The sequence below is a fragment of the Blastococcus sp. CT_GayMR20 genome (genome assembly GCF_004570345.1).
On the sequence record NZ_SPQM01000145.1, the window covers coordinates 1 to 11,598 of the forward strand.

The 11,598-nt window shown below is 71.6% G+C and carries 10 protein-coding genes and 1 pseudogene; 10 read left to right on the forward strand and 1 reads right to left on the reverse strand.

All coding sequences use genetic code 11. The annotated features are described in order from the left end of the window. From E4P40_RS22735 to E4P40_RS22780, 10 genes are all read left to right on the forward strand, one after another. Positions 1-759 (forward strand): molybdopterin dinucleotide binding domain-containing protein (locus tag E4P40_RS22735; protein WP_167762348.1); only part of this gene is annotated, 759 nt, incomplete at its 5' end. Next, on the forward strand, positions 756-2,225 hold the full coding sequence (nuoH, locus tag E4P40_RS22740; protein WP_135160669.1) for an NADH-quinone oxidoreductase subunit NuoH: 1,470 nt from the start codon (positions 756-758) through the stop codon (positions 2,223-2,225). The genes E4P40_RS22735 and nuoH, both read left to right, overlap by 4 nt. Next, entirely contained in the window at positions 2,218-2,835 is a 618-nt protein-coding gene (nuoI, locus tag E4P40_RS22745) for an NADH-quinone oxidoreductase subunit NuoI (protein ID WP_135160670.1), read from the forward strand. The genes nuoH and nuoI overlap by 8 nt, the downstream gene beginning before the upstream one ends. After that, on the forward strand, positions 2,832-3,641 hold the full coding sequence (locus E4P40_RS22750) for an NADH-quinone oxidoreductase subunit J (protein WP_135160671.1): 810 nt from the start codon (positions 2,832-2,834) through the stop codon (positions 3,639-3,641). The genes nuoI and E4P40_RS22750 overlap by 4 nt, the downstream gene beginning before the upstream one ends. After that, a complete protein-coding gene (gene nuoK / locus E4P40_RS22755) occupies positions 3,638-3,937 on the forward strand; it encodes an NADH-quinone oxidoreductase subunit NuoK (RefSeq protein WP_116451019.1) in 300 nt (99 codons plus the stop codon). Before E4P40_RS22750 ends, nuoK begins: the two co-directional genes overlap by 4 nt. Before the next feature lie 13 nt (positions 3,938-3,950). After that, the gene (nuoL, locus tag E4P40_RS22760; RefSeq protein WP_209305472.1) at positions 3,951-5,870 is read left to right on the forward strand and encodes an NADH-quinone oxidoreductase subunit L; all 1,920 of its coding nucleotides are present in this window, start codon (positions 3,951-3,953) and stop codon (positions 5,868-5,870) included. Between the two features lie 33 nt (positions 5,871-5,903). Beyond that, positions 5,904-7,499 (forward strand): NADH-quinone oxidoreductase subunit M, encoded by a 1,596-nt coding sequence (locus E4P40_RS22765; protein ID WP_135160672.1) that lies wholly within the window; start codon positions 5,904-5,906, stop codon positions 7,497-7,499. Then, entirely contained in the window at positions 7,499-9,034 is a 1,536-nt protein-coding gene (gene nuoN / locus E4P40_RS22770; protein WP_135160673.1) for an NADH-quinone oxidoreductase subunit NuoN, read from the forward strand. Before E4P40_RS22765 ends, nuoN begins: the two co-directional genes overlap by 1 nt. Next, positions 9,034-10,125 carry a polyprenyl synthetase family protein gene (locus E4P40_RS22775; protein ID WP_135160674.1) on the forward strand — a complete coding sequence of 364 codons (1,092 nt, stop codon included), beginning with the start codon at positions 9,034-9,036 and terminating at the stop codon, positions 10,123-10,125. The genes nuoN and E4P40_RS22775 overlap by 1 nt, the downstream gene beginning before the upstream one ends. 12 nt (positions 10,126-10,137) lie before the next feature. Beyond that, positions 10,138-11,328, forward strand: coding sequence for a PQQ-dependent sugar dehydrogenase (locus E4P40_RS22780; protein WP_245160524.1), 1,191 nt, complete (start codon positions 10,138-10,140; stop codon positions 11,326-11,328). 1 nt (position 11,329) lies between these two features. On the opposite strand, the pseudogene E4P40_RS22785 reads toward E4P40_RS22780, so the two are convergent. Then, positions 11,330-11,598: pseudogene (locus E4P40_RS22785) on the reverse strand (2-oxoacid:ferredoxin oxidoreductase subunit beta); the annotation flags it as partial.

Consider the following 11,598-nt stretch of genomic DNA (forward strand, 5'->3'; position numbering starts at 1 on the left):
CGTGACGGCCAGCTGACGGGCCTGCTGGTCGGCGGAGTCGACCCCGCCGACCTGCCGGACCCGGCGCTCGCCGAGGCGGCGCTGGCCAGCGCCGGCTTCGTGGTCAGCCTGGAGATGTTCCCGAGCGCGGTCACCGAGTGGGCCGACGTCGTCCTCCCGGTCGCCGCCGCCGCAGAGAAGGCCGGCAGCTACCTCGACTGGGAGGGCCGGGTCCGGTCCTTCGACGCCACGCTGCACGGCACTGGCCAGCTGCCCGACGGCCGCGTCCTGCAGGGCCTGGCCGACGAGATGGACGTCGACCTGCGGCTGCCCACGCCGGAGGCGGCCCGCGCCGAGCTCGCCGCCCTGGGCGCGGCCCATCGCCCCGCCGATGGATCTTCCCAACCTCCCGTGGGGCTCGACGTGCCACCACCGCCGTCGCCGGCCACCGACGGACCGGGGGAGATCGCCGTCCTCGCCTCGTGGCGCCAGCTCCTCGACGTCGGGACGCTGCAGCGGGACGAGCCCGAGCTCGCCGGCACGGCCCGTCCGTCCGTGGCCCGGCTCGGGGTGGACGCCGCGGCGCGCCTCGGCCTGGTCGACGGCGACCGGCTCACCGTCAGCGGGGCGACCGGCTCGGTCACCCTGCCGGTGCGGGTGACGCCGATGCCCGACCACGTGGTGTGGCTGCCGATGAGGTCTCCGGGCAGCGAGGTCCGCACGGACCTCGGGACCGGCCCCGGCGGGGTCGTCCGGCTGAGCGCGGGGAGTGAGCTGTGAGCATCTTGGCGACGGCGAACCAGCCCACGCTGGAGGACTTCGGGCACGACGTCTGGTGGATCGTCCTCATCAAGATCGTCGGCATCTTCGTCGTCCTCGTGCTGCTCACGCTGTTCGCGATCGTGTTCGAGCGCAAGGTCGTCGCGCGGATGCAGCAGCGGATCGGCCCGAACCGGGTCGGCTGGCGCGGCTACCTGCAGAGCCTCGCGGACGGCCTGAAGCTGGCCTTCAAGGAAGACATCATGCCGGCGCTGGCCGACAAGCCGGTCTACTTCCTGGCCCCGGTGATCGCCACCATCCCGGCGTTCCTGGCGTTCTCGGTCATCCCACTCGGCCCGAGCGTGAGCATCTTCGGCGAGGTCACGCCGCTGCAGCTCACCGACGCCCCGATCGGGGTCCTCGTCGTCCTGGCCTGCTCGGCGATGGGCGTCTACGGGATCGTGCTGGCCGGCTGGGCCTCGGGCTCGACCTATCCGCTGCTCGGCGGTCTCCGCAGCGCCGCGCAGATGGTCAGCTACGAGATCGCGATGGGGCTGTCGATCGTCGCGGTCTTCCTCTACTCCGGCACGATGTCGACGTCGGAGATCGTCGCCGCCCAGGCCGACGGCAACCGGCTGTCCTTCTTCGGCCTCGAGTTCACCGGCCCGAGCTGGTTCGCCGTCCTGCTGCCGGTGTCGTTCGTGATCTACGCGATCGCCGTCGTGGGCGAGACCAACCGCGCGCCGTTCGACCTCCCCGAGGCCGAGAGCGAGCTCGTCGGCGGGTTCCACACCGAGTACTCGTCGCTGAAGTTCGCCCTGTTCTTCCTGGCCGAGTACATCAACATGGTCACCGTCTCGGCGCTGGCCGCGACGCTGTTCCTCGGCGGATGGCGCGCACCCTGGCCGATCTCGATCTGGGACGGCGCGAACACCGGCTGGTGGCCGCTGCTGTGGTTCTTCCTCAAGGTCGTCGTCGCGCTGTTCATCTTCATCTGGCTGCGCGGCACGCTGCCCCGCCTGCGCTACGACCAGTTCATGCGCTTCGGGTGGAAGGTCCTGGTGCCGACGGCGCTGGTCTGGATCCTGGTCGTGGCCACGATGCGGACCGTGTCGCGGGAGGCCGACCTCTCCACCGGTGAGGTCGCGCTGTACGTCGGCGTCCCCGTGGCGCTGCTGCTGCTGGTCGGGCTGCTGGTTGCCAGCCGGGTCGCGAACAGGGACACCCGGCTCATGGCCGCCGACGCCAGCGCCGGCGCCGTCCACATGACGGACCCCGAGCCGGAGGTGCTGCCGCCGGCCGGCCCGCGGCGGCGTCCCACCGGTGGCCCGAGCCGGGCCGAGGGCGGCTTCCCCGTCCCGCCGATGGACCTGAAGGTGCCGCCGTCGCCACGGCTGCGCCGCCAGCCGGTCGCCACCGACGGCGCCCCCGTCGTCGGCACGGGCCGCCGTGGCACCACGACTGTCGAGGAGACCGACGATGTCTGACCGGACACCCGCGCGGCGGACCGGGAGCGAGGTCGCCCGGCCCACGGGCGACCGCCGTCCGGCCGTGCGGGACAGCGTCATGCCGGCGCCGTCCCAGGGCTTCGGCGTCACCTTCGCGCAGATCTTCCGCAAGGTGACCACCGAGCAGTACCCGTTCGAGCCGAAGGTGACCAAGCCGCGCTACCACGGCCGGCACGTGCTCAACCGGCACCCGGACGGCCTGGAGAAGTGCGTCGGCTGCGAGCTGTGCGCGTGGGCCTGCCCGGCCGACGCGATCTACGTCGAGGGCGGCGACAACACCGAGGACGCCCGCTTCTCGCCCGGTGAGCGCTACGGCGCGGTCTACCAGATCAACTACCTGCGCTGCATCTTCTGCGGGTTGTGCATCGAGGCCTGCCCGACCCGCTCGCTGACGATGAGCAACGACTTCGAGCTGGCCGACGACAACCGGCAGGACCTGATCTACACGAAGGAACAGCTGATGGCGCCGCTGCTGCCCGGGATGGAGCAGCCACCGCACCCCATGCGACTCGGGGACGACGAGAAGGACTACTACCTGCGGGTGCCGGGCTCGTCGCCTGCGGAGCCGGTCATCCGGGAGCGGACGTGACCGAGACCCTCGGCGGCGGGGAGACCGTCGTCTTCTGGATCCTGGGGCCGGTCGCGCTGGCCGGCGCCCTCGGCATGGTGTTCAGCCGCAACGCCGTCCACTCGGCGCTCTGGCTGGTCAACACGATGCTCGCGCTGGGCGTCTTCTACGTCGTGCAGGAGGCCCCGTTCCTCGGCGCGGTGCAGATCATCGTCTACACCGGCGCGATCATGATCCTCTTCCTCTTCGTGCTGATGCTCGTCGGCCGCGACTCGTCGGACTCCGTGGTGGAGACGCTGCGCGGGCAGCGGATCGCGGCCACGATCCTCGGCGTCGGCTTCGCCGGGCTCGTCGGGGCCGGCATCGCCCGGGCGACGGAGGGGCTGCCGGTCACCGGGCTCGACGAGGCGCAGGGAGAGGGCGGCAACATCCCCGCGATCGCCGAGCTGCTGTTCACCAAGTACCTGCTCGCCTTCGAGGTGACCAGCGCGCTGCTGATCACCGCCGCGGTCGGCGCGATGGTGCTGGCCCACATCGAGCGCGAGCCCGGCAGCCGGCGCAGCCAGAAGGAGCTCTCCCGCGCCCGGTTCCTCGGCGACCGCCAGGGCACGCTCCCCGGACCGGGCGTCTACGCGCGGGCGCACTCGGTGGCCGCCCCGGCGATCCTGCCCGACGGCCGCACCGCTCCCGAGAGCCTGGCGACGGGCATCGAGCCCACCGAACCCGACGAGCTGCCCCGCCCCACCGGGCGCGGGCAGCTCGGCTCGCCCGACGCGGCGCTCGGCACGCTGGACCCCGCGCCGCTGGACGGAGGCAGCGACCGATGACGCTGACCTACTACCTGGTGCTCGCCGCGATCCTGTTCACGATCGGCGCGGTCGGTGTCCTCGTGCGGCGCAACGCCATCGTCGTGTTCATGTGCGTGGAGCTGATGCTCAACTCGGTGAACCTGACCCTGGTCACCTTCGCCCGCGCCACGGGCACCGTCGACGGGCAGATCATGGCCTTCTTCGTCATGGTCGTCGCCGCGGCCGAGGTCGTCGTCGGCCTCGCCATCATCATGTCGATCTACCGCACCAGGCGGTCCGCCTCGGTCGACGACGCCAACCTGCTGAAGTACTGACGGGGACCGGGGAATGGACGTACTGCCCGCCGAGGGACTTGCCGCCCACGGCCTGTTGTCATCCGCCTGGCTGCTGATCGCGCTGCCGCTCGCCGGCGCCGCGGTACTGCTGCTGGGCGGCCGGCGCACCGACCGCTGGGGCCACCTGCTGGGGACGGCGACCGTCGTCGCGGCGTTCGCGCTCGCGCTGGCCTACACGATCCAGTTGGCCGGGCTGGAGGAGCGGTCCGCCGAGATCGACCTGTTCACCTTCATCTCCACCGGCGAGCTCGACGTGCGCGCCGGGCTGCTCTACGACCCGCTGTCGGCGATCTTCGTGCTGCTGATCACCGGCGTGGGCTCGCTGATCCACATCTACTCGATCGGCTACATGGCGCACGACCCCGCGCGACGCCGGTTCTTCGCCTACCTGAACCTGTTCGTCGCCGCGATGCTGCTCCTCGTCCTCGGCAACAGCTTCGTGGCCCTCTACGTCGGCTGGGAGGGCGTCGGTCTGGCGTCCTACCTGCTCATCGCGTTCTGGTACACGCGTCCGGCGGCGGCCACGGCGGCCAAGAAGGCGTTCATCATGAACCGGGTCGGCGACGTCGGCCTCGCTCTGGCGATCTTCCTGATGTTCGCCCAGCTGGGGACGACGTCCTACGCCGGTGTCTTCGGCACGGTCGGCACCCTCGCCGGCGGCACGGTGACCGCGATCGGGCTGCTGCTCCTGCTCGGCGCGTGCGGAAAGTCCGGCCAGTTCCCGCTGCAGGCGTGGCTGCCCGACGCGATGGAGGGCCCGACCCCCGTCTCGGCCCTGATCCACGCGGCGACCATGGTCACCGCCGGCGTCTACCTGATCGCGCGCTCGGCGCCGATCTACGACCTCACGGAGACCGCGCGCACCGTCGTCATGTGCATCGGCGCGCTGACCCTGCTGATCGGCGCGATCGCCGGGTGCGCGTACGACGACATCAAGAAGGTGCTGGCGTACTCGACGGTCAGCCAGATCGGCTACATGTTCCTGGCCGTCGGGCTCGGCCCCGCCGGCTACGTCGCCGGACTGGCGCACCTGCTCGCGCACGGCTTCTTCAAGGCCGGGCTGTTCCTCGGTGCCGGCTCGGTCATGCACGCCATGAACGACCAGGTGGACATGCGCCGGTACGGCGGGCTGTGGAAGAAGCTGCCGGTCACCTTCGTCACCTTCGGACTGGGTTACCTCGCCCTGATCGGCTTCCCGTTCCTGTCCGGCTACTTCACCAAGGACGCGATCATCGAGGCCACGTTCGACCGTGGTGACTGGCTCGGCTACGCGCTCGGCGGCATCGCGGTGCTGGCCGCCGGCCTCACCGCGTTCTACATGACCCGGCTGATGCTCATGACCTTCTTCGGCCGCCCCCGGTGGGAGGACGGCGTCCACCCGCACGAATCGCCGTCGGTGATGACCGTCCCGATGATCGTGCTCGCCGTCGGGTCGGTGTTCTCCGGTGCGCTGCTGGTGTCGGTCTTCCCGCTGTCGGACTGGCTGGAGCCGGTCTTCGGCGAGCCGGAGGAGGCCGAGCACGTCATCGCGCCGCTGACCATCGGCATCGCGCTGACCGTGATCATGCTGCTCGGTGCACTCGCCGCCTGGCTGTTCGTCGGCCGCCGCGAGGTGCCGGTCACCGCCCCGGTCCGCGTGTCCCCGGTGACCCGGGCGGCGCGCAACGCCCTGTACGCCGACACGGTCAACGAGTCGCTGTTCATGCGCCCCGGTCAGTGGCTCACGCGGGCGCTGGTCTTCTTCGACAACCGGGGCGTGGACGGCGCCGTCAACGGCCTGGCGGCGACGCTCGGCGGTTCGTCGTCACGCCTCGGCCGCGCCCAGACCGGCTTCGTGCGCACCTATGCCCTCGGGATGCTCGGCGGCGCGGTGCTCGTCGCGGGCGCGCTGCTGGCGGTGACGACGGGATGAGCACGCTCATGGACGACGGAGAGGTTCTCGGACGTGGCTGACTTCCCGTTCCTGCTGGTCATGATCGCGCTCCCCGCGGTCGGGGCGGCGGTCGTCGCGGCGCTGCCCCGGGGGCGCGACCTCCTGGCCAAGCAGGTGGCGCTGGGCATCAGCCTCGTCGTGCTGCTGCTGGCCGTCCTGGCGACGGTGGCCTTCGACACCGGCGGCGACCGCTTCCAGCTGACCACCGCGGTGTCCTGGATCCCCGACTTCGGGGTCTCCTTCGCCCTCGGCGTCGACGGCATCGCCCTGGTGATGCTGCTGCTCATCGGGGTGCTGGTGCCGGTGGTGGTGGCCGCGTCCTGGCGCGACGAACTGCCCGAGCAGCGCTCGATGAAGGCCTACTTCGCCTGGCTGTTGCTGCTCGAGGCGATGATGGTGGGCGTCTTCGCGGCCACCGACGTCTTCCTCTTCTACGTCTTCTTCGAGGCGATGCTCGTCCCGATGTACTTCATCATCGGGAGCTTCGGCGGCCCACGCCGGCAGTACGCCGCGGTGAAGTTCTTCCTCTACAGCCTGGTCGGCGGGCTGATCATGCTGGCCGCCGTCATCGGGCTGTTCGTGGTCAGCAACAGCGAGCTCGGTGAGGGCACCTTCGCCTTCGACGCGCTGCGCCAGCTCGACATCGACCCCGGCGTCCAGAAGCTGCTGTTCCTCGGCTTCTTCGTCGCCTTCGCCATCAAGGCACCGCTCGTGCCCTTCCACACGTGGCTGCCCGACTCCGGTTCCGAGGCACCCATCGGCGGCGCCGTCCTGCTGGTCGGCGTCCTGGACAAGGTCGGGACGTTCGGGTTCCTGCGGTACTGCCTGCCGCTGTTCCCCGACGCCTCGAGGTACTTCGCGCCGTTCGTGCTCGTACTGGCCGTCGTCGGCATCCTCTACGCCGCGCTGCTCGCGATGGGCCAGAGCGACATGAAGCGGCTGGTGTCCTACACCTCGATCTCGCACTTCGGCTTCATCGCGCTCGGCATCTTCGCGTTCACCACCGAGGCGGCGACCGGTGCGGTGCTCTACATGGTCAACCACGGCATCGCGACGGGCCTGCTGTTCCTGATCGTCGGGATGCTGATCGCCCGCGGCGGCTCGCGGCAGATCGGCGACTACGGCGGCGTCGCGGCGAAGGCGCCGCTGCTCGCCGGGGCGTTCCTGGTCGCCGGCCTCGCCTCGCTGGCACTGCCCGGCACCAACAGCTTCGTCAGCGAGTTCCTCGTGCTGATCGGCTCGTTCCCCGAGCAGCCGGTGTTCACGATCCTGGCGACGGTCGGGATCATCCTGGCCGCGCTCTACATCCTGCTGATGTACCAGCGCACGATGCACGGCCCCGCCCGCGGCGTGCTGCTCCAGACCGACCCGACCGAGCCGGTTCCGGGTGGGGGCGGGGCCACCGCTGTGGCGGCGGCTCCCGCACCGGCCACCCTGCGGGTGCGGGACCTCGACCGGCGCGAGCTCGCCGTGGTCGCGCCGCTGGTCGCCCTGATCATCGTGTTCGGGGTCTATCCGCAGCCGCTGCTCAACCTGATCGAGCCGGCCGTCGCCGCCACCATGAGCGACATCGGCGCCGGAGACACGGGTTCCGGAGGGACCGACTGATGATCGAGGCCCCTGACCTCTCCCTCGCGGCGCTGGCCCCGCTGCTGTTCGTCTTCGGCGCGGCCTGCATCGGTGTCCTCGTCGAGGCGTTCTGGCCGCGGGACTCCCGTCACCCGGTCCAGGTCACCGTGGCGCTGGTGGGCACCGTCGGCGGGCTGGTCTGCACCCTGCTGCTGGCCGGGACCCGCGAGGTGACTGCCGCCGGCGCCCTCGCCGTCGACGGGGCCGGGCTGTTCCTGCAGGCGACGATCGCCGGCCTCGGCGCGCTGGCGATCCTGCTCTTCGCCGAGCGCGCGCTGGACCCGGCGCGGTCGGCGTTCGTGACCTCGGCCGCGGTGCCGGCGGGCAGCCCGCGCGACCGGGAACTGCTCACCTCGACCCGGGTGCAGACCGAGGTCTACCCGCTGGCGACGTTCGCCATCGGCGGCATGATGCTGTTCACCGCCGCGAACGACCTGCTCGTCATGTTCGTCGCGCTGGAGGTGCTCAGCCTCCCGCTCTACCTGATCAGCGGGATGGCGCGCCGCCGCCGGCTGCTGTCGCAGGAGGCGGCGGTCAAGTACTTCCTCCTCGGCGCCTTCGCCTCGGCCTTCTTCCTGTACGGCCTGGCGCTGGTCTACGGCGCCACGGGCAGCGTGCGACTGAGCGACATCCGCGAGGCCTCCGTCGCCGAGGGCGGCGACGTCCTGCTGATCCTCGGGCTGGCCCTGCTGATCGTCGGCCTGCTCTTCAAGGCCAGCGTCGCCCCGTTCCACACCTGGACGCCGGACGTCTACCAGGGCGCCCCGACCCCGGTCACCGCCTTCATGGCCGCCTGCACCAAGGTCGCAGCGTTCGGCGCGATCCTCCGGCTGCTCTACGTCGCCTTCGGCACCAGCGAGTGGACGTGGCGGCCGCTCATCTACGGCGTGGCGATCGCCTCGATGGTCATCGGCGCGATCCTGGGGCTCACCCAGACCGACCTCAAGCGGATGCTCGCCTACTCCTCCATCGCGCACGCCGGTTTCCTCCTCACCGGCGTGCTCGGGTTGGGCGCCGGCGACGGCTCCGGCCTGGCGGCCACGATGTTCTACCTGCTGACCTACGGGCTCACGACGATCGGCGCCTTCGCCGTCCTCACCCTGATCAGGGACGGCGACGGCGAGGCGACGCACCTGTCGCAGTGGGCGGGACTGGCCTCACGGTCACCCCTGGTGGCGGCCATCATGAGCCTCTTCCTGCTCGCGCTGGCCGGGATCCCGCTGACGGCCGGGTTCACCGGGAAGTTCGCGGTGTTCCGGGCGGCGATCGAGGAGGGGGCCTGGCCGCTCGTGGTGGTGGCCCTGCTGGCAAGTGCGGTGGCCGCCTTCTTCTACCTGCGGGTCATCGTGCTGATGTACTTCTCGCCGCCCGCGGCGGACGGTCCCACGGTCGGCGTGCCGGGCCTGCCGACGACGCTCGTCCTCGCGATCACCGCCACCGCGACTCTCGCGCTGGGCATCGTTCCCGGGTCGGTGCTCGACCTCGCCGAGCGGGCGGCTATCTTCGTCGGTTGATGACCGGAGCCCGTGCCGCAGTCGACGGCACCCCGACCGAGGCTGCACCTCACGGACCGGCCACGGAGAACACCCACGACTGGCACCGGATCTCCACCCCGGCGTCGTCGGTCGGCGCGTGGCTCCCCGAGGGAGCCCTCGGCAGCGCGCTCGCCGACGGGCTGGCCCGTGTCGAGGAGGCGCTGGCGACCGCGGTCGGCAGCGAACACCCCTTCGTCCGCGAGGCGGCCGGTCACCTGATGTCCGCGGGTGGCAAGCGGTTCCGCCCGATGCTGACCCTGCTGGCCGCCCAGCTGGGCGATCCACGCGCAGTCGGGGTGACCGAGGCGGCTGTCGTCTGCGAGCTGACCCACCTGGCGACGCTGTACCACGACGACGTCATGGACGAGGCCTCCGTGCGCCGGGGGGCGCCGAGCGCCAACAGCCGCTGGTCGAACAGCATCGCGATCCTCACCGGCGACCTGCTCTTCGCCCGGGCGTCGGACCTCCTGGCCGACCTCGGCCCGGAGGCGGTGCGGATCCAGGCGCAGACCTTCGAGCGGCTGGTGACGGGGCAGATCCGGGAGACCGTGGGTCCGCAGCCGGGCGACGACCCGGTCGACCACTACCTCGAGGTCCTCGCCGACAAGACCGGGTCGCTGGTCGCCACCTCGGCGCGCTTCGGGGCGAGCTTCGCCGGCGTCGAGGAGCCCCTCGTCGTCGCGCTCACCGCCTTCGGCGAGGAGGTCGGCGTCGCCTTCCAGCTGTCCGACGACCTGCTCGACATCGTCAGCCAGGGCGGGGAGTCCGGGAAGTCGCCCGGCACCGACCTGCGCGAGGGGATCGCGACCCTGCCGGCGCTGTTCGCCCTCGCCGGCGACGACCCCGCCGACGCCCGACTGCGGGAGCTCGTCGGCCGGCCGGTCACCGACGACGGGGAGCACGCCGAGGCCCTGCAGCTCCTGCGTTCCTCGCAGGCGTTGGTCCGCGCCAACGACGTCCTGGCGCAGTACGCCGATCGCGCCCGCGCACGGCTGGACGCCGTGCCGCCCGGCGACGTGCGCGACGCGCTGTCGGCGCTGTGCGACTACGTGGTGACGCGCACCAGCTGACGAAGGACCGCCATGCCCACCACCACTCGCAAGCAAGCGGCGGGACCCTGCATGGCGGCCGTGGCGATGCTCCTGCTCGTAGCCGGGTGCAGCGGTGTCCAGGAGCCCGACGGCGGTCCGCGGCCCGCCCCGCCGCAGTCGTCGGTGCCGGGCAGCTCGTCGCCGGCCGAGGCGCCGGCGCTGGACGTCGCAGTCGTCGCCGACGGCCTCGACCACGCATGGGACGTCGTCCAGGCGCCCGACGGCACGCTGCTGGTCGACGAGCGCGCCGGCGGCCTGACCGCCGTGCTCCCGGACGGCGCCGTCCGGGAGGTGCGCGCCGACTTCGGCGACATCTTCGCCCGGGGGGAGACGGGCCTCATGGGTCTCGCGCTGGACCCGGGCTTCGCCGGGAACCGGCGCTTCTACAGCTGCCAGGGGGTCGTCGCGAACGGCCGCACGTCACTTCCCACCTCGATCGCGGTGATCGCCTGGACCGCCGCCCCCGACTGGAGCTCCGCCACGCGCGTCGCCGACCCGCTGATCGGGGGCATTCCGGTGAACGAACGGTCGGGGCGGCACGGCGGATGCCGGCTGCGCTTCGACGACCAGGGCGGCTTGCTGATCGGCACCGGTGACAACGCCGTCGGCACCAACCCGCAGGATCCCCGCACGTGGGCCGGAAAGGTGCTGCTGGCCGACGCCATGACCGGCGAGGTCGCCGTCTGGACGCTCGGGCACCGCAACGTGCAGGGACTGGCCGTGCGGCCCGGTACAGGTCAGGTCTTCTCCGTCGAGCACGGTCCCGACCGCGACGACGAGGTGAACCTGCTGCGGGAGGGCGGCAACTACGGCTGGGACCCCGACGGGGACCGGACGTACGACGAGAGCGTGCCCATGACCGACCCGGCCATCGAGGGTGCGATCCCGGCGGTCTGGTCGTCCGGGGACTCCACGATCGCCGTCAGCGGGGCGACGTTCCTGGACGGCGACCAGTGGGGCGCCTACGACGGACTGCTCCTCGTCGGCGTGCTCAAGGGGCAGGGGGTGCTCGCCCTGCGGCTCGACGATGCCGGCGCCCTGCAGGAGCAGTTCCGCCTACCCGAGCTCGAGGGTGCGTACGGGCGGATCCGGAGCGTCCTGCAGGGCGGCGACGGCGCCCTCTACGTCACCACTGACAACGGTGGGAACGAGGACAAGGTCCTGCGGGTGACACCGCGCTGATTCAGGCCTCGACCGTCCAGGTGTCGTTGCCGACGAGGAGGGCGTCGAGGTCGGCAGGGGATGTGGTGCGGGCCTGGTCGAGCTGGTCGGCCATCATCGCGTCGTAGGTGGGCTTCTGGACGGACCGGAAGACGCCCATCGGCGTGTACCGCAGGTCCTGGGACGACAGCCGGGACAGCGCGAACGCGTAGGCGGGGTTCTCCCGGTGCGCGTCGTGGACCACGATGTCGGCCGGGTCGACCTGGTTGGTCTCGGCGATCCGCAGCCCGC

Excerpts from the sequence above, each read along its gene's own strand:
- nuoI (WP_135160670.1), top strand. The coding sequence starts at position 2,218 with ATGTCTGACCGGACACCCGCGCGGCGGACCGGGAGCGAGGTCGCCCGG.
- nuoK (WP_116451019.1), top strand. The coding sequence starts at position 3,638 with ATGACGCTGACCTACTACCTGGTGCTCGCCGCGATCCTGTTCACGATC.
- nuoL (WP_209305472.1), top strand. The coding sequence starts at position 3,951 with ATGGACGTACTGCCCGCCGAGGGACTTGCCGCCCACGGCCTGTTGTCA.
- nuoN (WP_135160673.1), top strand. The coding sequence starts at position 7,499 with ATGATCGAGGCCCCTGACCTCTCCCTCGCGGCGCTGGCCCCGCTGCTG.
- E4P40_RS22775 (WP_135160674.1), top strand. The coding sequence starts at position 9,034 with ATGACCGGAGCCCGTGCCGCAGTCGACGGCACCCCGACCGAGGCTGCA.
- E4P40_RS22780 (WP_245160524.1), top strand. The coding sequence starts at position 10,138 with ATGCCCACCACCACTCGCAAGCAAGCGGCGGGACCCTGCATGGCGGCC.